Genomic DNA, 26581 nt, shown 5'->3' with positions numbered 1-26581 from the left:
AAGTAGTTGGGGGATCTCCCCCTGTGAGGATAGGACGTTGCCAGGCAACAACGCAGGACGACCGAGCATACGCTCGGTCGTTTTTTTGTTTTAGCGATGCTCTCGACATAGAGGCATCGCTTTTCGTTTGCCTTTTTTTAAATCAATGATAAAATATAGTCAAAAGTCAAAGATGGTCAGAGGGTGGTGGAGATGAGAAATATTTCGGATGTCATTGAACAGTATTTGAAGCAAGTCTTGAAGGAAAGTCAGGCAAACGCAATTGAAATCAAACGTCAAGATATCGCACAACGATTCGAATGTGTCCCATCCCAAATCAATTACGTCATCAACACACGTTTTACCGTCGAAAAAGGATATTTAGTAGAAAGTAAACGTGGCGGTGGCGGATATATTCGTATTCGACGCGTTATTTTACACGAAAAGCAAGATGTTCTCTCTAGTTTGATGGATATCATTCATGAACATCCACGTTTGAACGAACAGCTCGTTGAAAATGTGCTGATTCGATTGGTTGAAGAACAGATGATGCACGAACAAGAGGCGCAGTTGATTTATCATCTCTTATCAGATGAAGCATTGAACTTACAAGTTGACGATCGCTCCTATATTCGACGTCAACAACTACTCGCGCTGATGAAAGTACTTCGTTATCGTAATGGAGGGTAAGTCGTATGCTATGCGAACGTTGTAAACAACGACCGGCTGTCAATGAAGTCGTTGTCATGGAACAGGACGTGCCCGTAAAAAAACGGCTATGTCGACAATGTACGGTAGAACTTATGACGGGCTATGTCCCGGTCGTAAAGCGTTGCCCAACCTGTCAGATGACGCGCCAAGATTTATTACGTGTACGAAAAGCAGGATGTGCTACGTGTTATACCGTATTTCGTGATGAACTGATTAAAATCACACGTCAATATCAACAAGGACATGATCATCACATCGGTTCGGTCCCTGACCAGTTACGTACACCGCATGAACGAATCGAAGAGCGACTCGAAAAGTTGGCAGGGGAGTTGACCCGCGCTGTCGAACAAGAAGATTATGAACGAGCAGCACGTATTCAAAAAGAAATGAAGCAATTAGAAGGGCAAGGTGATGTCTAATGGAAACGTTCCTAACACATCCACTTGGTCCAAAAATGAAAGAGCGTGCCAAATTGGATGACCTGGTCGTCTCCACAAGAATCCGACTGGCACGTAACGTCAAAGACACTGCGTTTTCGCCGGTCCTTTCTAAAGAAGGAGAACGTCAACTGTGTGATCGTCTCGAAGGGCGGTTACGTGGGTTAAAAGGATTTGAATATCTTCATATGCGTGACTATGATGAGGTCACCCGACAGGCGCTGATGGAAAAACACTTAATTAGTCCGGCCGTTGCGGCAAACGAAGAAAGTGCAGTCTTTTTAAGTGAAGATGAAACCATCAGTGTGTTGATTAACGAAGAAGATCATTTACGAATTCAGACCTTACTCCCAGGTTATCAAGTGAAAGAGGCGTTTGAATTAGCGAATCAAGTAGACGCATTGTGCGCGGAATCACTCTCCTACGCCTTTGACGAACAGTTAGGCTACTTGACGACATGCCCAAGCAATATCGGAACCGGACTCCGGGCCTCGGTCATGTTACACTTACCGGGACTCACGTTAACGGGTCGAATCAGCCCCATTTTGCGAGAACTTCGAAAACTCGGCTATACGATTCGAGGTCGTTATGGAGAAGGCAGCGATGCGGCAGGACGGTTGTTCCAGCTGTCAAATCAGCGGACATTGGGCAGTCATGAATCACAGCTGTTAGCTGACTTTATGGAAGTGACAGAACAAGTGATTCAAGCAGAACGTCATGCGCGTGAAGAGCTCATCGCACATCGACAAGAAGAGTTAGAGGATCGGTTTTATCGGTCATATGGTATTTTACGATATGCCAAACTTCTTTCTTCTACCGAAGCCATTGAGCGGCTATCTGATTTACATTTAGCGAGTGACCTAGGAATTTTGTCTGATTGGAGTCCGCCGAAGTTTCATGAACTCATCGTTCGGTTACAATCAGGTTTTCTACAAAAACATTTCGGGAAAACATTATCTACGCAAGAACGAGATCGAGAACGAGCGACACTTGTTCGTCGAACGTTAGATCAAGGCTTAGTTTGATCCAACTATAAGGAGGTTATATCAATGATGTTTGGACGATTTACAGAACGAGCACAACGCGTATTAGCTTTAGCACAAGAGGAAGCCGTACGTCTTGGCCATCATAATATTGGTACAGAACATATTTTATTAGGATTGGTTCGTGAAGGAGAAGGGATTGCGGCAAAAGCGCTCTTCGCCCTCGGATTGACCTCTGAAAAAATCCAACAAGAAGTAGAATCATTGATTGGTCGCGGTTCGGAGAACGGGTCGACGATTCATTACACACCGCGTGCGAAAAAGGTCATTGAGCTCTCGATGGATGAGGCTCGAAAATTGGGACACTCTTACGTCGGAACGGAACACATCCTTCTAGGATTGATTCGTGAAGGAGAAGGGGTCGCGGCACGCGTACTCAATAACCTTGGAATCAGTTTGACGAAAGCACGCCAACAAGTGTTGCAACTTCTCGGAAACACCGAATCTTCTTCAAATGCTTCGCAACCTGGAGCGAGCGCCGCAACCCCAACGCTTGACGGATTGGCACGCGATTTGACACAACAAGCACGCGAGTCTCGTTTAGATCCAGTTATTGGGCGTGCAGGCGAAATTCAACGTGTCATCGAAGTATTGTCGCGTCGGACGAAGAACAACCCGGTTCTAATTGGGGAACCAGGGGTCGGGAAAACAGCGGTCGTCGAAGGTCTCGCTCAGCAAATCATAAACAACGAGGTACCTGAAACGCTTCGCAACAAACGCGTCATGGTACTCGACATGGGTACACTCGTCGCAGGTACAAAATATCGTGGTGAGTTCGAAGATCGATTGAAAAAAGTGATGGACGAAATTCGTCAGGCAGGGAACGTTATTCTCTTCATCGATGAGTTACACACATTGATTGGTGCGGGTGGTGCAGAAGGTGCAATCGATGCGTCGAACATCCTCAAGCCGTCATTGGCTCGTGGTGAACTTCAATGTATCGGGGCGACTACACTTGATGAATACCGGAAGTACATCGAAAAAGATGCAGCGCTTGAGCGCCGCTTCCAACCGATTCAAGTGAACGAACCGACGACAGAAGAAGCTGAACAAATCCTACTCGGGTTACGCGATCGCTATGAAGCACACCACCGTGTGACGATTACAGATACAGCGATTCACGAGGCGGTCGTCCTTTCAGACCGTTACATCTCCGATCGTTTCTTGCCGGATAAGGCGATCGACCTCGTCGACGAGGCGGCATCAAAAGTACGACTTCGCTCATTCACGGCACCACCGAATTTGAAAGAGTTGGAATCCCGTCTCGAATCGATTCGTAAAGAGAAAGACTCTGCCGTACAAAGCCAAGAGTTTGAAAAAGCAGCTTCCCTTCGCGATACGGAACAGAAGTTACGCGATGAGTTAGAAGAGTTGAAAGCAGAATGGCAGAACAAGCAAGGTAACGAAAAACTTGAAGTGACGAAAGAAGATATCGCTCAAGTTGTTGCGAACTGGACAGGTGTACCGGTCACGAAGATTGCCGAAGAAGAGACAGACCGTCTCCTCAAACTCGAATCGATTCTTCACAACCGTGTCATCGGTCAAGATGATGCGGTGAAATCAATTTCCCGTGCGATCCGTCGCGCCCGGGCCGGATTGAAAGATCCGAAACGTCCAATCGGGTCATTCATCTTCCTCGGACCGACCGGAGTTGGGAAAACAGAGCTCGCCCGTGCAGTTGCCGAAGCGATGTTTGGCGATGAAGATGCCATCATTCGAATCGACATGTCCGAGTACATGGAAAAACATGCGACGAGCCGTCTCGTCGGTTCGCCTCCTGGTTATGTTGGTTACGAAGAAGGCGGTCAATTGACTGAAAAAGTGCGTCGGAAACCTTACTCGGTTATCCTACTCGATGAAATCGAAAAAGCGCACCCAGAAGTATTCAACATCTTGCTTCAAGTGTTAGACGACGGTCGCTTGACGGATTCGAAAGGTCGCACAGTCGACTTCCGAAACACAGTCATCATCATGACGTCTAACGTCGGAGCCGCAGCGCTTCAACGAAACAAATATGTAGGATTCACAGTGGAAGATGATGTGAAACGTGAATATACGGAAATGAAGGACAAAGTACTCGAGGAATTGAAGAAAGCGTTCCGACCTGAGTTCTTGAACCGGATTGATGAAATCACGGTATTCCATTCACTTCAAAAAGAGCACATTCAAGAAATCATCAAACTTATGGCAGAGACACTTAAGAAACGTCTCGTCGAACAAGGTGTTGATTTCAGCTTGACGGATGCGGCACTCGATAAAATTGCCGATGTCGGCTACGATCCGGAATACGGGGCTCGTCCTCTCCGTCGGGCCCTTCAACGGGAAGTGGAGGACCGCCTCTCAGAAGCAATGCTCGGCGGCACAATCGCTAGAGGCAGTAAAGTTGCGCTCGACGTACAAGATGGAGAGTTCGTCGTTCGTAACGAAGGTGTAGTTCAGTAAAACATTCAGCTCCCTCGCCGTTTAGAGGGAGCTTTTTTTAGACAGGAAGGGAATTTATGGCCAAAATTAAAACGAAATACGTCTGCCAATCGTGCGGATATGAATCAGCCAAGTGGATGGGGCGTTGTCCGGGTTGTAATGAATGGAATACGCTCGTCGAAGAGTTTGTAGAAGAGAAGAAAGCCAAACGTGGAGCGGCCTTTGTGCATAGTTCATCGCGACAATTGAAACCGGAACGCTTAGCGAACGTCGTCTCACAAGAAGAGACGCGCGTGCATACGAATAGTCGTGAATTTGACCGTGTCCTCGGCGGTGGGATTGTCCCAGGTTCACTCGTTTTAGTCGGCGGGGACCCGGGAATCGGGAAGTCGACCATTCTGTTACAGGTTAGCGCTCACTTAGCCCATAGTGGTAAAAAGGTGTTATACATCTCGGGGGAGGAATCTCTCAAACAGACGAAACTTCGTGCGGAACGGCTCGGCTTACCGACGGATGACTTGTTCGTGCTCGCTGAGACGGATATGTTGATGATTGAACGGGTTATTGATGAGGAGCAACCTGGATTTGTCATCATTGACTCGATTCAAACGGTATACATGGATGAGATTCAATCAGCGCCAGGGAGCGTGTCACAAGTTCGAGAATGTACGGCCGCCCTCATGAAAATTGCAAAAACGCGAGGGATTGCCGTCTTCATCGTCGGTCACGTGACGAAGCAAGGGTCGATTGCCGGCCCGCGCTTACTTGAACATATGGTCGATGCGGTACTTTATTTTGAAGGGGAGCGTCATCATACGTTCCGTATTTTACGGGCGGTGAAAAACCGTTTTGGATCGACGAACGAGATTGGCATTTTCGAGATGAAAGAGAGCGGGCTCGAAGAAGTGCTCAATCCGTCCGAAATATTCTTGGAGGAGCGCACTGCAGGCGTATCAGGTTCAACAGTCGTCGCCTCGATGGAAGGTACGCGGACGGTACTCGTGGAACTCCAAGCACTCATCTCTCCGACATCGTTCGGGAACCCGAGACGTATGGCAACGGGCATCGATCAAAACCGAGTCGCGCTGCTCATGGCCGTGCTCGAGAAACGTTCCGGTCTCTTGCTTCAGACTCAGGATGCGTACTTGAAAGCAGCCGGTGGCGTCAAACTGGACGAGCCGGCGATTGACCTTGCGATTTGTATCTCGATTGCCTCGAGTTTCCGCGATCGTCCGACTCGTCCGACGGATGTCTGCATCGGTGAGGTCGGATTGACTGGGGAAGTGCGACGGGTTTCCCGAATCGAGCAACGTGTCGCCGAGGCGGCAAAACTAGGTTTTACACGGGCCATCATCCCGAAAAATAACATGGGGGGATGGACCGCTCCGGCAGGGATTGAAGTCGTCGGGGTTGGAACAGTGGACGAAGCACTCCAGTTGGCGATTCCGTTCTAACGGGTCGCCACTGGCAGTTTTTAACGCTTTGTAACGAACGTGATTGAAAAAATCATGTTACAATGAAAGTGTTATTTTTTGAAATTTTATTTCATATAGAAGGAGGTGGAATGAGTGAAGATTGCTGTACGAATCGGATTTATTTTGATTGGACTCGTCGTGGGTTGGTTCGGAATCATCGAAGCGACGCTTTTATTAGCAGACCTTGGCATGAATGTGCCGGAGTGGTTAACGATTCCATACGTAGCAAGTTTGATTGGTGGACTTATCTTCTTCATTCTTAGTTTATTCTTAACAGATGGTGTTGTTGCATTTATTCGTTTTGTCGAAGAACGGCTCGTCCGTTTACCGGTAGGGGATATCTTATTCGGTTCGATCGGTCTCATCATCGGGCTCTTGATTGCCTTTTTGATTAGTGTATCGCTTGAAGTCACGAATATTTTCTTACTGAGTAAAATCGTTCCGATTTTTGTCACGGCCCTGTTTGGTTACTTTGGTTTCGCGGTCGGCTATCGGAAGCGTAACGAATGGATCAAACTATTTGTGAAGAGCGAACGGGAAAAGCCTGCGGCTGAACCGGTCCAACGCTCTAATGATAAGATTTTAGACACGAGCGTCATCATCGATGGTCGAATCGCGGATATTGCGACGACTGGATTCGTGGAAGGAACATTGATTGTGCCCCAGTTCGTCATCGGCGAACTGCAATACATCGCCGACTCCTCGGATACGTTGAAGCGGAATCGTGGACGTCGTGGACTGGACATCTTGAAAGAACTACAAGAGAACAAGCGCATCCAGGTTGAAATCTATGATGGAGACTTCGAAGACGTACCGGAAGTCGACATCAAATTGATTAAACTAGCTGAACTGAAAAACGGGATTGTTGTTACGAATGACTACAACTTAAATAAAGTGTGTGAGGTACGAAATGTACCGGTCTTGAACATCAATGATTTGGCGAACGCTGTCAAACAGATTGTCATTCCTGGTGAAGAGATGGTCGTGACAGTTATTAAAGAAGGAAAAGAGCAGAATCAAGGGGTTGCTTACCTTGAGGATGGGACAATGGTTGTCGTGGAGGGCGGACGTAAATTGATTTCGAAGACGCTTCCTGTCGTTGTGACGAGTGTCTTACAAACGTCTGCAGGCCGTATGATTTTTGCCCGTCCGGAATAACGGATCAAAAAGAGACGCGAGAGCGCTCTCTTTTTTCACGAAGAGAGGTATTTACATGGTAGCTTATACAGTTGTCATCCCGGCTGCGGGAAGAGGGAAGCGGATGGGTGCGGATGCGAATAAGTTGATGCTGACGCTCCGTGACAAACCGATTATTGCTTGGACGTTACAGGCGTTCGATACCGATCCGTGGTGCGAACGAATGGTGTTAGCCATCCGGCCAGAAGAACGTGACTGGTTCGAAGCGATGACGTCACAGATGAAGACGCCGGTTACATACGTAGCAGGGGGGGAAGAACGACAACAGAGTGTCCATGCAGGACTGAAGGTTGTTGCACCCGATACGATTGTGATGATTCATGACGGTGCGCGTCCGTTTGTAAAACGTGAACAGTTGCATCAAGTGGCTGAAGCGGCACGGCAAGGTGGTGCCATCTTGGCGGTACCCGTAAAGGACACAGTCAAACAAGTTCAACGTCATCACATCGAACGCACCGTTCCCCGTGAAAACTTATGGTTGGCACAAACGCCGCAAGCCTTTCAGGCGAAAGCGATTTTGGCGGCACATGAACGAGCGGTCGAACAACAAGTAATGGGCACGGATGATGCCAGTTTGTTCGAGTGGCTCGGTGAATCGGTACAAGTGGTCCTTGGGGACTATCACAACATTAAAATGACGACGCCCGAAGATTTATTATTCGGCGACGCGATTTTAGCGAAGGAGGAATTACAATGAGAATTGGTCAAGGATTTGATGTACACGCATTTGCAGAAGGACGTCCGTTAATCTTAGGAGGGATTGAGATTCCACATGAGCGCGGACTGCTCGGTCATTCTGATGCGGACGTGTTACTCCATACGATTGCGGATGCGGCACTTGGAGCAATTGCGGCAGGTGATATCGGAAAGCACTTCCCGGATACGGATCCGGAATTTAAAGACGCAGATTCGAAAGTATTGCTTCGTCACGTCTGGCAGCTCGTGAAAGACCAAGGGTACGTTCTCGGAAATGTAGATGCGACGGTCATGGCACAACGTCCGAAACTTCGTCCTTACATTGATGAGATGCGAGCGGTCATCGCTGAACTTCTTGAGGCGGACATCGAGCAGGTGAACGTGAAAGCGACGACGACGGAGAAACTGGGCTTCACGGGACGCGAAGAAGGGATTGCGGCGCAAGCGGTCATCTTACTCAACCGGGCTTGACAGAAATGGTATACTATTTGGGCAGAAGAGAAGAAAGGTGGAACTATTATGAGTGAAGTGCGTGTACGCTATGCGCCTAGTCCGACGGGGCATCTCCATATCGGAAATGCGCGGACTGCGTTGTTTAACTACTTATTTGCTCGCCATGCTGGCGGAAAAATGATTCTTCGGATTGAAGACACTGACCAGAAACGGAATGTGTTGAACGGTGTCGAGAGTCAGATGAAATACTTGGAATGGCTCGGCATCGACTGGGATGAAGGTCCAGGGCGTGACGGAGACTACGGTCCATATTATCAAATGGAGCGTCTTGCGATTTATGAGAAGTACGTCAATGAGTTGATGAGCAAAGGCCTTGCTTATAAATGCTACATGACCTCGGAGGAGCTTGAAGCAGAGCGTGAAGCACAAATCGCACGTGGGGAGGCACCACGTTACTCGGGTGCGCACCGTAACCTCACTGTTGAAGAACGTGAAGCGTTTGAAGCGGAAGGGCGTAAACCGTCTATTCGGATTCGTGTGCCGGAAGGCGTGACGTATAAATGGACAGATGTCGTCAAAGGAGACGTCTCGTTTGAATCGAAAGATTTCGGTGACTGGGTCATCGTGAAACAGGACGGCATTCCGACGTACAACTTCGCAGTTGTCGTGGACGACCATTTGATGAAGATCAGTCACGTGTTGCGTGGGGACGATCACATCGCGAACACACCGAAGCAGATGATGGTCTATGATGCACTCGGTTGGGACTATCCTGAATTCGGTCACATGACGCTCATCTACAATGACCAACATAAGAAGTTATCAAAACGGGACGAATCGATTATTCAGTTCATCGAACAATATGCGGATCTCGGCTACTTGCCAGCAGCGCTCTTTAACTTCATTTCGCTCCTTGGCTGGTCACCGGTCGGGGAGGAAGAAATCTTCTCGAAAGAAGAGTTCATTGAAATGTTTGATGCGAAACGTTTGTCGAAGAGTCCGGCAGTTTTTGACCAACAAAAACTTTCTTGGATCAACAGTGTATACATGAAGAAGGCCACGCTTGACGAAGTGGTGGCACTCAGTTTACCATTCTTACAAGAAGCAGGACGATTACCCGAGGCGGTATCTATTGAGGAAGCGGATTGGGCGACAAACTTGATTGCATTGTATAAAGAACAAATGACGCACGGAGCAGAAATCGTCGCGTTGACAGACTTGTTCTTCAAAGATGAAATCGAGTATGACGAGGAAGCGAACGCTGTCCTTTCAGGTGAAACGGTACCTGCTGTTCTTGCAGAGTTCAAACAGCAGCTCGAAGCAATCGAAGACTTCACACCGGAAGCGATTAAAGCGGCGACGAAAGCGACGCAAAAAGCGACCGGTCAAAAAGGGAAGAACTTGTTCATGCCGATTCGTGTCGCTACGACAGGGCAAACACATGGACCGGAACTCCCGAACGCCATTTCGTTAATCGGAAAAGAGCGTGTGTTGAAGCGTCTGACAACTTTATTAGCGTAATAAAGGCATCGATGAGGAAAGTAAGCGGTACGACACGTTGCAGAGACTAGAACCTAGGCTGGGAGTTCTAGATGTGTCCCCCGAAGAAGTGCACCTCGGAGCCGTCTCGGCGATATGTAGTCGAGGCCGTGACTCGGCGTTAACGAGACTTGAGAGGGGAACGCATTTTCCCAAACAGAGTGGAACCGCGCTTACGGCGTCTCTGTGCCTTGGCACAGGGGCGTCTTTGTTTTTGTATAAGAAAAGGAGATATCGATTATGGGATTTTGGAGCAGTGTACGCGAAGACTTGCGGACTGTCCTGGAACTAGACCCTGCCGCTCGTTCGAAAGTAGAAGTGGCACTGACTTACCCAGGCCTTCACGCCATATGGGCACACCGCATCGCGCACGGATTATGGAAACGTAACGTGAAACTGGTGGCCAAATTATTAGCCCAGTTCAGTCGTTGGTTGACCGGGATTGAAATTCATCCGGGGGCAGTCCTTGGGGACCGCGTGTTCATCGATCATGGTTTCGGTGTCGTCATCGGTGAGACGGCGATTATCGGGAATGACGTCACCATCTATCAAGGCGTCACCCTGGGTGGAACGGGGAAAGAGAAAGGGAAGCGTCACCCGACAATCGGGAGTGACGTGCTTATTTCAGCGGGGGCGAAAGTACTTGGGAACATCACGGTCGGCGATTGCGTCAAAATCGGAGCGAGCTCGGTCGTATTGAACGATGTGCCGTCTGATTCGACCGTGGTCGGAATTCCAGGTCGTGTCGTCATCCGAAACGGTAAGCGTGTGAAGCAACATGATCTAGATCATCGTTTCCCAGATCCGGACCGCGAATGCCAAGAACGCTTAGAAGCGGCAGTGGATGAACTACAACAAAAATTAGCAACGCTTGAAAAGCGGATGGAGGAGAAGACACATGATTCAGCTGTACAACAGTCTCACGAATAAAAAAGAACCGTTTGTCCCGATTGTTCCGGGTAAAGTATCGATGTACGTATGCGGTCCGACCGTTTACAACTACATTCATGTTGGAAACGCCCGTCCGGCGATCGCCTTCGATACGGTTCGTCGCTACTTGACGTATCGTGGGTACGAGGTCAAATACGTCTTGAACTTCACAGACGTGGATGACAAGATCATTCGTACGGCGAATGAATTAGGAGAAGACACGGAGACGCTGACGAATCGCTATATCGAGGCATATTTAGCAGATACAGGGGCACTTAACGTTCAACCGGCAGACGTGCATCCGCGTGTTACCGATACGATGGTAGAAATCATCGAATTCATTCGTCAATTAGAGACGGAAGGGTTCGCTTATGAATCAGAAGGAGACGTGTATTTCCGGACGAAGAAGTTTGAGACTTACGGAAAATTGAGCCAGCAATCGATTGAAGATTTGCGGGCCGGGTCACGTGTCGATGTCGGGGAGAAGAAAGAAGACCCGCTCGACTTCGTCTTATGGAAAGCGGCTAAACCGGATGAACCATCATGGGATAGTCCGTGGGGCAAAGGACGTCCGGGCTGGCATATCGAATGCTCGGCGATGGCGAAAAAACATCTCGGGACAACGATTGATATTCACGCGGGCGGGCATGATTTAAAATTCCCACACCACGAGAACGAGATTGCTCAGTCAGAAGCTTGCAACCATGCGAAGTTCGCCAACTATTGGTTGCATAACGGCTTCATCAACATTGAAAATGAGAAGATGTCTAAGTCGCTTGGAAACTTCCTCCTCGTCCATGAGGCGTTGAAAGAAGTCGACCCGATGGTCTTGCGCTTCTTCATGTTGTCCGTCCATTATCGTCATCCGATCAACTATAGCCGTGAATTGATTGAACAAGCGGCGAACGGTTGGAGCCGAATCAAGGAAGCCTATCAGAATATTGAATATCGCTTGTCGGTCACAGCCGGACTTGGAGAGGCGAGCGAGTCGATGGAACGGAAGCTTGAAGCCATCAAGGCGTCATTCATCGAGTCAATGGATGATGATATCAATACGGCCAACGCCGTGACCGTCCTCTTTGACTTGGCACGGGAAGCGAACATTTATGCGAAGGCCGATCATGTGGCAAAAGCGACGCTAGAACAGGTCCTGTCGCTATTTGATGAATTGACGGGTGTCCTCGGCTTGACGTTGGCAGAAGAAAAAGAACTATTGGATGCCGAAATCGACCAATTGATTCAAGAACGGAACGACGCACGGGCGGCACGTAATTTTGCCCGGGCTGACGAGATTCGTGATTTACTAAAAGAACAAAACATCCAACTCGAAGACACGGCCCAAGGGGTTCGGTGGAAGCGGTTATGATGCAACCGAAACAAATGAATGCCCTCGCGCTCGCTTATATGGGAGACGTGGTATACGAAATGGCTGTACGGAAACGCCTGCTTGAGAAAGGATTGACGCGCCCGAATGACTTGCACCGGGGTGCGGTCCGCTATGTCAATGCACGAGCGCAGGCGAGCGTCGTGACATTTTGGTTAGAAACGGATGCGTTGACAGAAGAGGAACAGGCTGTCGTCAGACGTGGAAAGAATGCGAAATCCGGATCGGTTCCAAAGCGGGTCGATGTGCACACGTATCGTTATTCCACGGCATTCGAGGCCCTGATTGGGTATATCTATTTGACAGAAAGAAGGGATCGTCTTGAAGAACTCATCAAACAAGCGTTCGAACGACTCGAAGCCGAGTCGACCGAAACGACATGACGGAAATCGGGGAGCGGAGAAACGAACGTTTGACCGCCCTCGTGGGGAACGACCAGATCGCGCGCGTCGCCAAAAGGCAGAACGCCCTGACTATAAGGAAGTCGATGTGATGGAGGAAGGGATTGACTTCCTTTACGGTCGTAATCCGGTACTCGAGGCACTGCGAAGTGGTCGGGATATGAATAAAGTATTCATTATGGAAGGTCAGCAAAAGGGACCACTCGCTCAAATCATCGCGATGGCGAACGAAGCATCGGTCCAAGTGTCATTCGTCCCAAAAACGAAACTTGAGAAGATGGCTGGCAGTGAACATCACCAAGGCGTCGTTGCGGCGGTTGCGGCTTATGAATACAAAACAGTCGAAGACATGTTCGCTCTCGCAGCTTCGAAAGAGGAGACACCGCTCTTCATTTTGCTAGATGAGCTCGAAGACCCGCACAATCTCGGTTCGATTTTACGGACCGCCGATGCCGTTGGCGCACATGGGGTCATCATTCCGAAACGTCGCTCGGTCGGTTTGACTCAAACGGTTGCCAAAGCCTCGACCGGGGCCATTGAGCATATTCCGGTGGCGCGTGTGACGAACTTGACACGGACACTTGAAGAGTTGAAGGAAAAAGGATTGTGGGTCGTCGGGACCGACGCGAAAGAAAGTCAGGACTATCGTCGATTGGATGGAAATATGCCACTCGTTGTGGTCATTGGAAGTGAGGGCAAGGGGATGAGCCGACTCGTGCGCGAATCGTGCGACTTCCTTGTTCATTTACCGATGGTCGGTCATGTCACGTCACTCAATGCATCTGTTGCAGCGGCGCTCCTCCTGTATGAGGTGCATCGCTCACGTCATCCATTGGCATGAGTATCCTGAAGCGCGAGCTCCTTCTTGTCGACGGATATAATATCATCGGCGCGTGGCCTCACTTGAGAAGGCTCCGCGACGTAGATTTTGAACAAGCACGCAATCTGTTGATTGAGGCGATGGCAGAATATCAGGCTGCGTCCGGCAAAGAGGTCACCATCGTGTTTGACGCCCACATGCGCTATGGTCGTGAATCCAAAGAGAAGCGGAGTCGGGTCGACGTTGTCTATACGAAAGAAAATGAGACAGCGGACGAATGGATTGAGCGGCGTGCCCATGAATTAGTGGATGACCGGCTCATTACATTATTCGTTGCGACGAACGATTTCACGGAGCAGTGGGTCATCTTTGGTCAAGGCGCATTGCGCGTCCCGGCAACGGAACTGTTGAAAGATTGGAAGCATGCGAAAACACTGATTGAGCAACAGCGCGTGTCGCTAGAGAAAGAACAAGCAAATCGGAAGACGATTGATATTCCACCACATATTCAAGCAAAGTTTGAAGAAATGCGACGTCGCAAATCAAAAGGTGATTGAAATCACGGACGAGTTCATGAAATGGACTCGTCTTTGTTTCGATTTTGACATTTTTTTGCAAAGGAATGTTGTATACTACTACATATATGAGTTACACAGTATTCAATTGACGGAATTTTTAGAAATTTGTTTGACGCATAGGAGTAGGGAGCCCTATAATGGGACACAACCTTACATTGTTCAGGATCAATCGCCGGGGGGTAACGAGCATGAACGGATGGCCGTACGAACAGTTTGAAAAAATGTCAGACGAAGAGTTGGTCTTATTGGCGCGCAACGAAGGGGATAGCGACGCGCTCGAGTTTTTGATTGAACGATACCGGTATTTTGTGCGGGCGAAGGCACGTTCATACTTTTTGATTGGTGCAGATCACGAGGACATCGTCCAAGAGGGGATGATCGGCCTTTATAAAGGTGTGCGTGATTATAAAGACGAGCGACTTGCGTCATTCAAAAGCTTTGCCGAGATGTGCATCACCCGCCAGATGATCACGGCAATCAAGACGGCGACACGCCAAAAACATATTCCGCTCAATTCATATGTGTCACTCGATAAACCAATTTTTGATGAAGAGTCTGACCGGACGTTGCTCGATGTCATCTTGCCACCACATCCGACTGACCCACAAGAATTAATCGTGACACAGGAAGAACAGTCGTTCATGGAAGCGAAGATGGATGAGATCTTGAGTGACCTCGAACGGAAAGTCTTGCGTCTTTATTTAGACGGGCGCTCTTATCAAGAGATTTCAGATGACCTCGATCGTCATGTCAAATCGATCGATAATGCGTTACAGCGCGTGAAGAAGAAATTCGAGCGTCATGTCGACGTCCGGATGCTCACGAGCTAACCGATTATTGACCGCGTGCCTCCTATGTGATACTTTAAAAGCAGCGCCTTGTCCGTAGACGCCATTTACAGGAGGCGTTTTTTTTTCGCTCTTTTTTAAGAGAGAGTAGTCGAAAGGGGCGCTTATGAATGGCAAAGAAAGTAAGTCTCGCTTGCTCAGAATGCGGGTCTCGAGAGTACTCGACGACAAAAAAAGATGGCGTGTCGACACGGCTTGAAATGAAGAAGTTTTGTCGCCGCTGTAACGCGCATACGCTGCATCGGGAATCAAAGTAACGTAGATTGGCATTCAATGTAGGAGGAAGCTACCATGAACTTTTTGCGCGACGTATGGAAAGAGTTGAAGAAAACGAGTTGGCCGACTCGTAAAGAACTCACGAAATATACCATTACTGTCATCGCGACTGTTGTCGTGATTGGCCTGTTCGTGTTCGGCGTAGATACTGGGGTCAGTTATCTCGTCAATTTATTGATTAACTAAGGAAGAGGTGAAAGCCGTGGAGAAACAATGGTTTGTTGTCCAGACGTACTCAGGTTTTGAGAATAACGTCAAAGAAAACCTAGAACGTCGAATCGGTTCGATGAACATGGAAGATAAAATTTTCCGCGTCCTCGTCCCGACTGAAACGACGCAAGAAGAAGTCACATTGAAGAGTGGCGAGAAGAAAATCAAAGAACGTGAAGTCAAAAGTTTCCCGGGCTATGTGTTCGTAGAGATGGTCATGACTGACGATTCATGGTATGTTGTCCGCAACACGCCAAACGTCACTGGCTTCCTCGGTTCAACGGGTGGTGGGGCAAAACCAATCCCACTCCAACCGGACGAAGTGACAAACGTCTTGTCACAAATGGGACTCATCGAGAAGAAAGATCGTTACAACTATGAACTCGGTGACCTTGTCCGCGTGAAAGAAGGCGCATTTGAGAACTTTGAAGGAACAATCGACGAGATTGAAGCCGACAAAGAGAAGCTCAAAGTCGTGGTCGACATGTTCGGTCGTGAAACAAAAATTGAGCTTGATTTCGAACAAGTTCAGAAAATTAACTAAACCCACTTGCTAATCCGTAAAACGGATGGTACAATCGAAAATGTTTGATGTTGTGCTTTATTTCGGTACAAACTCGACCTAATAGATTGAGTGGGAGGGCGCACAACGTCCAAGAAACCACATTTTAGACTTAAGGAGGTGTGTCTCGTGGCGAAAAAAGTTTCTAAACTCGTTAAACTTCAAATCCCAGCTGGTAAAGCAAACCCAGCTCCACCAGTAGGTCCAGCACTTGGTCAAGCAGGTGTTAACATCATGGGATTCTGTAAAGAGTTCAACGCTCGTACACAAGACCAAGCCGGATTGATTATTCCTGTAGTCATCACGGTATACGAAGATCGTTCGTTTACATTCATTACGAAAACTCCACCAGCTGCAGTTCTTTTGAAGAAAGCTGCTGGTATCGAGAGTGGTTCTGGTGAACCAAACCGTAAGAAAGTAGCAACGGTTAAGCGTGACAAAGTTCGCGAAATCGCTGAACTTAAAATGCCTGACCTTAACGCATCATCTGTAGAAACAGCGATGCTTATGGTTGAAGGTACTGCACGTAGTATGGGTATTGTAATCGAAGACTAATTGCTAGTCTCTGGGGTTGTCGGTGAATACTGCTCACCTTCAATCCCTTCATTATGTGGGAGGAAATTCCGCTAACCACAAGGAGGAAAAGATCATGGGTAAAAAACACCAAGAAGCAGCTAAGCTTGTTGACCGCACGAAGTCATACGACCTCGCTGAAGCTGTCGAGCTCGTTCAAAAAACAGCTACTGCTAAATTCGATGAAACAATCGAAGTTGCTGTCCGTCTCGGCGTAGATCCGAAGAAAGCAGACCAACAAATCCGTGGTGCCGTTGTACTTCCACACGGTACTGGTAAAACACAAAAAGTTCTCGTCTTCGCAAAAGGTGAGAAAGTGAAAGAAGCGGAAGCTGCTGGAGCAGACTACGTTGGCGACGCTGAGTACATCAACAAAATCCAACAAGGATGGTTCGACTTCGATGTAATCGTTGCGACACCTGACATGATGGGTGAAGTTGGTAAACTTGGTCGTGTTCTCGGACCTAAAGGCCTCATGCCTAACCCGAAAACAGGAACAGTTACTTTCGACGTAGAAAAAGCAATCGCGGATATCAAAGCTGGTAAAGTTGAATACCGTGTTGATAAAGCTGGTAACATCCACGTTCCAGTTGGTAAGAAATCATTTGAAGCATCTAAACTCTCTGAGAACATCGAGACAATTCTCGAAACACTCATGAAAGTGAAGCCTGCTACTGCAAAAGGAACTTACCTTAAAAACATCTCGCTTTCATCTACAATGGGTCCTGGGATCCGTGTAGCGACTGCAGATTTCCTTAAGTAATCTTGTTGAAATAAATTGTTGACAACGTGTGACACCGCTGATAAAGTAATACACGTTCAACCGAATATGTTGGATTACCGTAGACAGAAGGTGGACATTGGTCCGTAAACCCTTCCGAGGTGTCTTTGCTCGAACTTGAGCCTGTTGTCACAGGTTTACTTTCAAACAATTACGCCCTCGTATGTCTTCATACGAGGGATTTCTTTTGGAGAGCAGCCTCTCGTCCGGTATAAGAATTGACTAGGAGGTGCAAACACATGGCAAACGAAAAAATCGTAGCTCAGAAATCGGCACTCGTCGATGAAATCGCTGAGAAAATGCAAGCGAGCGTTGGAACAGTTGTTGTTGACTACCGTGGACTTACAGTTGAAGAAGTGACTACACTCCGTAAATCACTCCGTGACGCTGGAATCGAGTTCAAAGTTTACAAGAACGGTCTTCTTCGCCGCGCAGCTACTCAGTCGAACTTCGAAGGTCTTGACGAAGTCTTCACTGGTCCTACAGCAATCGCCTTCTCTAAAGAAGACGTTATTGCTCCAGCGAAGATCTTGAACGACTTCTCGAAAGAGCACAAAGCGCTCGAACTCAAAGGCGGAATCATCGAAGGTAAAGTTTCTTCACTCGAAGAAATCAAAGCCCTTGCAGAACTTCCATCACGCGATGGTCTTCTCTCGATGCTTCTCAGCGTACTTCAAGCTCCAATCCGTGGGCTCGCAGTCGCAACAAATGCAATCGCAGAACAAAAAGAAGAGCAATCAGCTTAATTTTTGTAGCGTAGCGTAACTCAAAAAACTTTTTCACAACATCAAAGGAGGAAAACCATAATGGCTTTCAACAAAGAGCAATTCATCGAAGACCTCAAATCAATGACGGTTCTCGAACTTAACGAACTCGTAAAAACAATCGAAGAAGAATTCGGCGTATCAGCAGCAGCTCCAGTAGCAGTTGCAGGTGCTGGCGCAGGCGCAGCAGCTGAAGAGAAAACTGAATTCGACGTAATCCTCACAAACGCTGGCGCTGGTAAAATCAACGTCATCAAAGCTGTTCGTGAAATCACAGGTCTCGGCCTTAAAGAAGCAAAAGCACTCGTTGACGGAACTCCAGCTCCAGTCAAAGAAGGCGTTTCTAAAGAAGACGCTGACGCAATGAAAGCTAAGCTTGAAGAAGCTGGCGCATCTGTTGAAGTTAAGTAATTCAACTTCACAACCTATAGAAGCTCGCCATGGCGAGCTTCTTTTATTTCCTTGAAGAATGGGTTAGGAGGTTCAACGCATGGGAGATCATTACTATACGAACGATCCACGTTCGGAAAGTGCCCCAGAGACATGGACGTATGAGTTGCGAGGGAAACAGTATCACTTCACTTCGGACCGCGGTGTGTTCTCGAAAGGGTCGGTCGATTTTGGGTCACGTCTTTTAATTGAATCGTTTGAGATGCCTGATGTGTCGGGACGTATTTTAGATGTAGGCTGCGGCTATGGTCCGATGGGGATCTCGCTTGCCGATGCCTCTGGGCGTGAGGCCTTGCTCATTGATGTGAATGAGCGTGCGCTGGCGCTCTCTGAGCAAAACGCCGCCCGTAATGGAGTGACGGTCGAAACACGGCTTTCTCACGCGTATGACGCGGTGGGGGGAGAACGGTTTGCCGCCATTGTCACCAATCCGCCGATTCGTGCGGGGAAACAAGTCGTCCATACGATCTTGCGTGAAGCACATACGCACCTCGTCGATGGAGGAGCAATCTATGTCGTCATTCAAAAGAAACAAGGAGCACCTTCTGCTAAAAAGTTATTAGAAGAGGTGTTTGGTCAAGTTGAAACGATCGCGAAAGAAAAAGGTTACTTTATTTTCCGAGCAATTCGGTCTTGACAAACGGTGAAGTCTTGTTGACTCGCTATAACGTATATGCTAACATTATAAAATGCCATTGGAATGGAATTCGCTTGAAACTGCCGTGTCTGCCGCTTTTTAGAGACGGAAAACGAGCGACATTCAATGACAATGTTCGATTATTACGCCCGAAAAATTCGCTAAAGAATTGGGGGTCTGAGAGGTGAATCAGTTGACTGGTCAACTTGTTCAGTACGGTCGTCACCGTCAGAGAAGAAGCTTTGCCCGTATCAGTGAGGTATTAGAGCTTCCGAATTTGATTGAAATTCAAACTGCTTCTTATGAGTGGTTCTTGCGTGAAGGATTGAAGGAAATGTTCACAGACATTTCACCGATTTCCGACTTCACAGGAAACCTCGTATTGGAGTTCATCGATTACTCGCTCAGTGAGCCGAAGTATTCTATCGATGAATCGAAGGAGCGCGACGTTACTTATTCTGCGCCACTTCGCGTAAAAGTGCGTCTCCAAAACAAAGAGACAGGTGAGCTCAAAGAACAAGAAGTGTTCATGGGGGATTTCCCACTCATGACAGAATCGGGAACGTTTATCATCAATGGTGCAGAACGCGTCATCGTTTCCCAGCTTGTCCGTTCACCGAGCGTGTACTATAACGCTAAACTCGATAAAAACGGTAAACGTGGATTTGGCGCAACTGTCATTCCGAACCGTGGTGCTTGGCTCGAACTCGAGACAGATGCCAAAGATATCGTTTATGTTCGTATCGACCGTACCCGTAAAATTCCGGTAACGGTGTTGTTGCGTGCCCTCGGATTCGGTACGGACCAAGAAATTATCGACCTTCTCGGGGATGACGAATACCTTCGTAACACCCTTGAAAAAGATAATACAGAGTCTACAGAGAAAGCGTTGATCGAGATTTACGAGCGTCTCCGCCCTGGTGAACCACCAACGGTAGAAAATGCGAAGTCTCTTCTCGTGTCACGTTTCTTCGACCCGAAACGTTACGACTTAGCGAACGTCGGTCGCTATAAGATGAACAAAAAACTGCATCTTAAGAACCGTTTGTTCGGTCAAAAATTAGCGGAAACGCTCGTGGACCCGGAAACAGGCGAAGTACTCGCTGAAGCTGGAACAATCCTCGACCGCCGCAACTTAGATCGTATCCTCCCGCACTTGGAGAACGGCCTTGGCTATATCGATGCGGAACCAACTGGTGGTGTCGCTGAAGGTGAGCCATTCGGTCTTCAGTCAATCAAAGTCATCTCACCGGATGACCCAGATGGAGAGCGTATCTTGAACATCATCGGAAATGGCAATATCGATCGCAGCGTAAAACACATTACGCCAGCCGATATTATCGCTTCAATCAACTACTTCTTCAACTTACTTCACGAAGTCGGAACAACAGATGACATCGACCACTTAGGAAACCGTCGTCTTCGTTCAGTCGGAGAACTTCTCCAAAACCAATTCCGGATCGGGCTTTCCCGTATGGAACGTGTCGTAAAAGAACGTATGTCGATTCAAGATCAAAATGCGATCACACCACAGGCGCTCATCAACATCCGCCCGGTTATCGCATCACTTAAAGAGTTCTTCGGTAGCTCGCAATTGTCACAGTTCATGGACCAAACGAACCCGCTCGCAGAGCTCACGCACAAGCGTCGTCTCTCTGCGCTTGGACCGGGTGGTTTGACACGTGAGCGTGCCGGTTTCGAAGTTCGAGACGTTCACTATTCGCACTACGGTCGGATGTGTCCAATCGAAACACCAGAGGGACCGAACATCGGACTCATCAACTCACTCTCGTCTTATGCGAAAGTGAACGAGTACGGTTTCATCGAAGCACCATACCGTCGTGTTGACCCGGAAACAGGTCTTGTCACTGGCGACATTCAATATATGACGGCTGATGAGGAAGACCTCTATGTCGTCGCACAGGCAAACATGCCGCTCACAGAAGATGGCCACTTTGCAGACGAACAAGTTCTTTGCCGTTTCCGCGGACAAAACTTGTCAGTCGAGCCAAGCCGAGTGGACTACATGGACGTTTCGCCGAAACAGGTTGTTTCTGCCGCAACGGCATGTATCCCGTTCCTCGAGAACGATGACTCGAACCGTGCCCTCATGGGAGCGAACATGCAACGTCAAGCAGTACCGCTCCTTCAACCGGATTCACCGATTGTCGGTACCGGCATGGAGTATGTATCTGCGAAAGACTCTGGGGCAGCTATTGTTGCGAAATACCCAGGTCTCGTCGAACGCGTCACAGCGCGTGAAATCTTGATCCGTCGCACGTCTGACGTGAACGGTTCTGAAGTTTCAGGTGACCTTGACCGTTACAAACTTCAAAAATATGTCCGTTCGAACCAAGGGACATGCTATAACCAAAAACCAATCATCGCAGCTGGTGACCGTGTCGAAAAAGGAGAAATCCTTGCGGACGGTCCATCGATGGATATGGGTGAGCTCGCGCTCGGCCGTAACGTCGTCGTTGCCTTCATGACATGGGATGGTTACAACTATGAGGATGCGATCATCATGAGTGAGCGTCTCGTGAAAGATGACGTGTACACGTCGATTCATATCGAAGAGTACGAGTCAGAGTCACGCGACACGAAACTCGGACCAGAGGAAATCACACGTGATATTCCAAACGTCGGAGATGACGCACTTCGTAACTTGGACGATCGTGGAATTATCCGCATCGGAGCTGAAGTCAAGGATGGCGACATCCTCGTCGGTAAAGTAACACCTAAGGGCGTTACAGAATTGACGGCGGAAGAGCGTCTCTTGCACGCAATCTTCGGTGAGAAGGCACGTGAAGTACGTGATACGTCACTTCGTGTACCAAACGGTGGAGACGGAATCATCTTGGATGTCAAAGTGTTCGACCGTGAAAACGGTGACGAGTTGTCTCCAGGCGTCAACCAAATGGTACGTGTCTATATCGTTCAAAAACGTAAGATTCACGAAGGGGATAAGATGGCGGGACGTCACGGTAACAAAGGTGTTATCTCGCGAATCCTCCCTGAAGAAGATATGCCATACATGCCAGACGGTACACCGGTTGACATCATGCTCAACCCGCTTGGGGTACCATCTCGTATGAACATCGGTCAGGTACTTGAGCTCCACCTTGGTATGGCGGCGAAGAAGCTCGGTATCAAAGTGGCAACACCTGTATTCGATGGAGCGCGTGAGGAAGACGTATGGGCAACGATTGAAGAGGCTGGTATGGATAAAGATGCGAAAACGCGTCTCTATGACGGTCGTACGGGTGAACCGTTCGATAACCGCGTCTCGGTCGGTGTCATGTACATGATCAAACTCGCGCACATGGTTGATGACAAACTTCACGCTCGTTCGACAGGACCATACTCACTCGTTACGCAACAACCGCTCGGTGGTAAAGCACAGTTCGGTGGTCAGCGCTTCGGGGAGATGGAAGTTTGGGCTCTTGAAGCGTACGGTGCAGCCTACACGCTCCAAGAAATCTTGACAATCAAGTCGGATGACACGGTCGGTCGTGTGAAAGCATATGAGGCCATCGTGAAAGGCGAGAGCGTTCCGAAAGCGGGCGTTCCTGAATCATTCCGCGTCTTGATCAAAGAGCTTCAAGCGCTCGGTATGGAAGTCAAGATGATGTCAGCGGATGATGAAGAAGTCGAAATGAAAGATGAAGATGACGACAACATCCCGAACGCAACATCGGCGTTAGAACAAGTCGTTCAACCGACTGTTACGGAAGAGGAATAAGGCGAAAAGGGAGGTCGGCCCCTTGGTAGATGTTAATCGATTTGAATATATGAAAATCGGCTTGGCTTCATCAGAGAAGATCCGTTCGTGGTCTTACGGTGAAGTCAAAAAGCCGGAAACGATCAACTATCGTACACTTAAACCAGAGAAGGACGGATTATTCTGTGAACGAATCTTCGGTCCTACGAAAGACTGGGAATGTTACTGTGGGAAATACAAACGTATCCGTTATAAAGGAGTCATTTGTGACCGCTGTGGCGTTGAAGTGACGAAAGCGAAAGTGCGTCGCGAGCGAATGGGCCATATCGAGCTCGCGGCACCAGTTTCGCACATCTGGTACTTCAAAGGGATTCCAAGCCGCATGGGGCTTGTTCTCGACATGTCACCACGTGCGCTTGAAGAAGTCATTTACTTCGCATCTTACGTGGTCACAGAGCCAGGTGATACTCCGCTTGAGAAGAAACAACTTCTCTCGGAAAAAGAATTCCGTCTCTATCGTGAAAAATACGGTAGCGACTTCAAAGCAGACATGGGTGCTGAAGCCATCCGTACACTTCTTCAAGACGTTAATCTTGAAAAAGAAGTAGGCGAGCTTCGTGAAGAGTTGAAAACAGTCCAAGGTCAACGTCGTACACGTGCGATTAAGCGCTTGGAAGTTCTCGATGCATTCTTCACTTCAGGAAACAATCCAGACTGGATGATCCTTGAAGTACTTCCTGTCATCCCACCAGAGCTTCGCCCGATGGTACAGCTTGATGGTGGACGCTTTGCGACATCTGACTTGAACGATTTGTATCGTCGAGTCATCAACCGGAACAACCGTCTCAAACGTTTGCTCGACCTCGGCGCGCCGAACATCATCGTGCAAAACGAGAAGCGTATGCTTCAAGAAGCGGTTGACGCCCTCATCGACAACGGTCGTCGTGGTCGTCCGGTAACAGGTCCTGGTAACCGTCCGCTTAAATCACTTTCACACATGTTGAAAGGGAAACAAGGTCGTTTCCGTCAAAACCTTCTCGGTAAACGGGTCGACTATTCAGGACGTTCGGTTATCGTCGTAGGTCCGAACTTGAAGATGTATCAGTGTGGTCTTCCAAAAGAGATGGCGCTTGAACTCTTCAAACCGTTCGTGATGAAAGAGCTTGTCGGTCGCGGCATCGCTTCAAACATCAAGAACGCCAAACGCAAAATCGAGAAGATGCAACCTGAAATCTGGGGCGTCCTTGAAGAAGTCATTCGTGAGCATCCGGTCCTCTTGAACCGTGCCCCGACACTTCACCGCCTTGGTATTCAAGCATTCGAACCGATTCTTGTTGAAGGTCGTGCGATTCGCCTTCACCCACTCGTATGTACGGCATACAACGCCGACTTCGATGGTGACCAAATGGCCGTCCACGTTCCGCTCTCTGCAGAAGCACAAGCGGAAGCACGTCTTCTCATGCTCGCTGCGCAGAACATCTTGAACCCGAAAGACGGAAAACCAGTTGTTACACCATCGCAGGATATGGTCCTCGGTAACTACTACATCTCACTCGAACGTGAAGATGCCGTCGGTCAAGGGAAAGTGTTCTCGAACGTCAACGAAGCGTTGATTGCTTACCAAAACGGTTATGTCCACTTGCACTCGCGTGTGGCACTTCCGGCACGTACGCTCAACAACCCGACGTTCACAGACGAACAGAACGAGAAATTGCTCATTACGACAGTTGGTAAGATGATCTTCAACGAAATCTTGCCAAATACGTTCCCATACTTGAACGAGCCGACGATGGAAAACTTACAGGAAGCAACGCCTGACAAGTACTTCATCGACAAAGGGGCGAACGTTGCGGAAGAAATCGCATCACGTCCAATCATCGACCCGTTCAAAAAAGGGTTCCTTGGAAAAGTCATCGCGGAAGTGTTCCAGAAGTTTGAAACGACGGAAACAAGCCGCATGCTTGACCGGATGAAAGATCTTGGCTTCAAGCACTCGACAAAAGCGGGTGTGACGGTTGGGATTGCCGATATCATCGTACTTCCGGATAAACAGGAAATCCTTGACGAAGCACAAAAACAAGTCGACCAAATCATGAAGTCGTTCCGTCGTGGTCTCATCACTGAAGATGAGCGTTACGAGCGCGTTGTCCGTGCTTGGAACGAAGCGAAGGATGAAATTCAATCTCGATTGATGAAATCCCTCAACCGCCTGAACCCAATCTTCATGATGTCTGACTCAGGTGCCCGTGGTAACGCATCGAACTTTACGCAGCTTGCGGGTATGCGTGGTTTGATGGCCGCTCCATCTGGTCGCATCATCGAACTTCCAATCAAATCGTCATTCCGTGAAGGTCTGACGGTTCAAGAGTACTTCATCTCGACTCACGGGGCTCGTAAAGGTCTTGCCGATACAGCCTTGAAGACAGCCGATTCAGGTTACTTGACGCGTCGTCTCGTTGACGTAGCGCAAGATGTCATCATCCGTGAAGAGGATTGTGGAACAGACCGCGGAATCCGTGTTTCTGCACTCCGCGAAGGTACGGAAGAAATCGAAAGCTTGTACGACCGTCTCGTCGGACGTACATCGTTTGAAACGGTCACACACCCTGAAACGGGCGAAGTGTTGATCGATAAGAACGAATTGATCACAGAAGACATCGCGCGCATCATTGTAGATGCGGGTGTTGAAAAAGTTGAAATCCGTACAGCCTTCACATGTAACACGTCACACGGCGTATGTAAGAAGTGTTACGGACGCAACTTGGCAACTGGATCAAATGTTGAAGTCGGGGAAGCCGTCGGTATCATTGCCGCACAATCAATCGGTGAGCCAGGAACGCAGCTTACAATGCGTACCTTCCACACAGGTGGGGTTGCCGGAGACGATATCACACAAGGTCTTCCACGTATCCAAGAGGTATTCGAAGCCCGTAACCCGAAAGGTCAAGCGGTCATCTCGGAAATCTCTGGTACGGTCATCGACTTCACAGAATCGCGTGACAAGCGTGAACTCACGGTCGAAGGATTCAGTGAGACTCGCTCATACACGATTCCATTCGGAGCGCGTCTCCGCGTTCAAATCGGCGACACAGTAGAAGCCGGTGAAGTCTTCACGGAAGGTTCGATCGATCCGAAAGAATTGCTCGCCGTCCGTGGTGTATCTGGTGTTCAGAACTATCTTCTCCAAGAAGTTCAAAAAGTTTACCGGATGCAAGGGGTAGAAATCGGTGATAAGCACGTTGAGGTCATGGTTCGCCAAATGCTCCGTCGTGTCAAAGTTATCGAATCAGGTGACACACCACTTCTCCCTGGATCACTCGTCGACATCAGCGTCTTCAAAGAAGCGTGTAAAGATGCGATTCGTGATGGAAAACACCCAGCGACTGCGAAACCAGTCCTTCTCGGAATCACAAAAGCCTCACTTGAGACAGATTCGTTTCTCTCAGCGGCTTCGTTCCAAGAAACGACTCGCGTCTTGACAGATGCAGCAATCAAAGGGAAACGTGACTATCTCCTCGGACTCAAAGAGAACGTCATCATCGGTAAACTCGTTCCAGCTGGTACTGGAATGGCCGTCTACCGTGATGTGGAACTCAAAGAAGATGAGGCGCCAGTTGCGCTCGAAGATACAACAGTCGAGTAAAATACGTCTTGACAGCGCAGGTTGGCGGTGTTACTATGATTTAGTGCCGCCA

The 26581-nt window shown here is 48.6% G+C and carries 25 protein-coding genes and 2 other annotated features; all 25 genes read left to right on the top strand.

Annotated features, from left to right (window positions below; genetic code table 11):
* The first annotated feature begins 192 nt into the window (after window positions 1-192).
* Window positions 193-669, top strand: a complete 477-nt coding sequence (locus KNO69_RS14740; RefSeq protein WP_074035340.1) for a CtsR family transcriptional regulator — start codon at window positions 193-195, stop codon at window positions 667-669.
* Between the two features lie 5 nt (window positions 670-674).
* Window positions 675-1109, top strand: coding sequence for a UvrB/UvrC motif-containing protein (locus KNO69_RS14735; RefSeq protein WP_012727707.1), 435 nt, complete (start codon window positions 675-677; stop codon window positions 1107-1109).
* Entirely contained in the window at window positions 1109-2152 is a 1044-nt protein-coding gene (locus KNO69_RS14730; RefSeq protein WP_214818922.1) for a protein arginine kinase, read from the top strand. The genes KNO69_RS14735 and KNO69_RS14730 overlap by 1 nt, the downstream gene beginning before the upstream one ends.
* Before the next feature lie 24 nt (window positions 2153-2176).
* The gene (locus tag KNO69_RS14725; RefSeq protein ID WP_214732008.1) at window positions 2177-4612 is read left to right on the top strand and encodes an ATP-dependent Clp protease ATP-binding subunit; all 2436 of its coding nucleotides are present in this window, start codon (window positions 2177-2179) and stop codon (window positions 4610-4612) included.
* A gap of 56 nt (window positions 4613-4668) precedes the next feature.
* Window positions 4669-6045, top strand: coding sequence for a DNA repair protein RadA (gene radA, locus KNO69_RS14720; RefSeq protein WP_012727704.1), 1377 nt, complete (start codon window positions 4669-4671; stop codon window positions 6043-6045).
* A gap of 114 nt (window positions 6046-6159) precedes the next feature.
* Entirely contained in the window at window positions 6160-7224 is a 1065-nt protein-coding gene (locus KNO69_RS14715) for a PIN/TRAM domain-containing protein (RefSeq protein WP_012727703.1), read from the top strand.
* Window positions 7225-7279: 55 nt separating this feature from the next.
* A complete protein-coding gene (gene ispD / locus KNO69_RS14710; RefSeq protein ID WP_214732010.1) occupies window positions 7280-7960 on the top strand; it encodes a 2-C-methyl-D-erythritol 4-phosphate cytidylyltransferase in 681 nt (226 codons plus the stop codon).
* Window positions 7957-8430, top strand: coding sequence for a 2-C-methyl-D-erythritol 2,4-cyclodiphosphate synthase (gene ispF / locus KNO69_RS14705; protein ID WP_012727701.1), 474 nt, complete (start codon window positions 7957-7959; stop codon window positions 8428-8430). The genes ispD and ispF overlap by 4 nt, the downstream gene beginning before the upstream one ends.
* Window positions 8431-8475: 45 nt before the next feature.
* On the top strand, window positions 8476-9933 hold the full coding sequence (gene gltX, locus KNO69_RS14700) for a glutamate--tRNA ligase (protein WP_201302271.1): 1458 nt from the start codon (window positions 8476-8478) through the stop codon (window positions 9931-9933).
* Window positions 9933-10140: a binding site (T-box leader), on the top strand. (Overlaps the previous gene by 1 nt.)
* Window positions 10141-10191: 51 nt before the next feature.
* Window positions 10192-10881 (top strand): serine O-acetyltransferase, encoded by a 690-nt coding sequence (gene cysE, locus KNO69_RS14695; RefSeq protein WP_012727699.1) that lies wholly within the window; start codon window positions 10192-10194, stop codon window positions 10879-10881.
* The gene (gene cysS / locus KNO69_RS14690) at window positions 10850-12247 is read left to right on the top strand and encodes a cysteine--tRNA ligase (protein WP_214732013.1); all 1398 of its coding nucleotides are present in this window, start codon (window positions 10850-10852) and stop codon (window positions 12245-12247) included. The genes cysE and cysS overlap by 32 nt, the downstream gene beginning before the upstream one ends.
* Window positions 12244-12648, top strand: coding sequence for a Mini-ribonuclease 3 (locus KNO69_RS14685; RefSeq protein ID WP_031421848.1), 405 nt, complete (start codon window positions 12244-12246; stop codon window positions 12646-12648). Before cysS ends, KNO69_RS14685 begins: the two co-directional genes overlap by 4 nt.
* A gap of 109 nt (window positions 12649-12757) precedes the next feature.
* The gene (gene rlmB, locus KNO69_RS14680) at window positions 12758-13507 is read left to right on the top strand and encodes a 23S rRNA (guanosine(2251)-2'-O)-methyltransferase RlmB (RefSeq protein WP_214818925.1); all 750 of its coding nucleotides are present in this window, start codon (window positions 12758-12760) and stop codon (window positions 13505-13507) included.
* Window positions 13504-14043, top strand: coding sequence for a YacP-like NYN domain-containing protein (locus tag KNO69_RS14675; RefSeq protein WP_214818920.1), 540 nt, complete (start codon window positions 13504-13506; stop codon window positions 14041-14043). The genes rlmB and KNO69_RS14675 overlap by 4 nt, the downstream gene beginning before the upstream one ends.
* 209 nt (window positions 14044-14252) lie before the next feature.
* On the top strand, window positions 14253-14894 hold the full coding sequence (sigH, locus tag KNO69_RS14670; RefSeq protein WP_012727694.1) for an RNA polymerase sporulation sigma factor SigH: 642 nt from the start codon (window positions 14253-14255) through the stop codon (window positions 14892-14894).
* Between the two features lie 128 nt (window positions 14895-15022).
* On the top strand, window positions 15023-15169 hold the full coding sequence (gene rpmG, locus KNO69_RS14665; RefSeq protein WP_012727693.1) for a 50S ribosomal protein L33: 147 nt from the start codon (window positions 15023-15025) through the stop codon (window positions 15167-15169).
* A gap of 34 nt (window positions 15170-15203) precedes the next feature.
* The gene (gene secE / locus KNO69_RS14660; RefSeq protein ID WP_012727692.1) at window positions 15204-15374 is read left to right on the top strand and encodes a preprotein translocase subunit SecE; all 171 of its coding nucleotides are present in this window, start codon (window positions 15204-15206) and stop codon (window positions 15372-15374) included.
* A 16-nt stretch (window positions 15375-15390) separates the two neighbouring features.
* Entirely contained in the window at window positions 15391-15942 is a 552-nt protein-coding gene (gene nusG / locus KNO69_RS14655; RefSeq protein ID WP_012727691.1) for a transcription termination/antitermination protein NusG, read from the top strand.
* A 147-nt stretch (window positions 15943-16089) separates the two neighbouring features.
* A complete protein-coding gene (gene rplK / locus KNO69_RS14650) occupies window positions 16090-16515 on the top strand; it encodes a 50S ribosomal protein L11 (protein WP_012727690.1) in 426 nt (141 codons plus the stop codon).
* 94 nt (window positions 16516-16609) lie between these two features.
* Entirely contained in the window at window positions 16610-17296 is a 687-nt protein-coding gene (gene rplA, locus KNO69_RS14645) for a 50S ribosomal protein L1 (RefSeq protein WP_012727689.1), read from the top strand.
* A gap of 59 nt (window positions 17297-17355) precedes the next feature.
* Window positions 17356-17509: a sequence feature (ribosomal protein L10 leader region), on the top strand.
* 44 nt (window positions 17510-17553) lie between these two features.
* A complete protein-coding gene (rplJ, locus tag KNO69_RS14640; protein WP_012727688.1) occupies window positions 17554-18060 on the top strand; it encodes a 50S ribosomal protein L10 in 507 nt (168 codons plus the stop codon).
* Between the two features lie 60 nt (window positions 18061-18120).
* Entirely contained in the window at window positions 18121-18489 is a 369-nt protein-coding gene (rplL, locus tag KNO69_RS14635) for a 50S ribosomal protein L7/L12 (RefSeq protein ID WP_214818918.1), read from the top strand.
* 79 nt (window positions 18490-18568) lie between these two features.
* Window positions 18569-19165, top strand: a complete 597-nt coding sequence (locus KNO69_RS14630; RefSeq protein WP_214818916.1) for a class I SAM-dependent methyltransferase — start codon at window positions 18569-18571, stop codon at window positions 19163-19165.
* Window positions 19166-19358: 193 nt separating this feature from the next.
* The gene (rpoB, locus tag KNO69_RS14625; protein WP_214818924.1) at window positions 19359-22907 is read left to right on the top strand and encodes a DNA-directed RNA polymerase subunit beta; all 3549 of its coding nucleotides are present in this window, start codon (window positions 19359-19361) and stop codon (window positions 22905-22907) included.
* Between the two features lie 22 nt (window positions 22908-22929).
* Complete coding sequence (gene rpoC / locus KNO69_RS14620) at window positions 22930-26529, top strand: DNA-directed RNA polymerase subunit beta' (protein ID WP_012727684.1); 3600 nt, start codon at window positions 22930-22932, stop codon at window positions 26527-26529.
* Window positions 26530-26581 lie beyond the last annotated feature (52 nt).

Origin of the sequence: Exiguobacterium sp. s131 (assembly GCF_018617345.1) — a bacterium.
GTDB lineage: Bacteria > Bacillota > Bacilli > Exiguobacteriales > Exiguobacteriaceae > Exiguobacterium > Exiguobacterium profundum.
The sequence above is the reverse complement of the archived record's forward strand: the minus strand, read 5'-3'. Positions and strand labels throughout refer to the sequence as shown.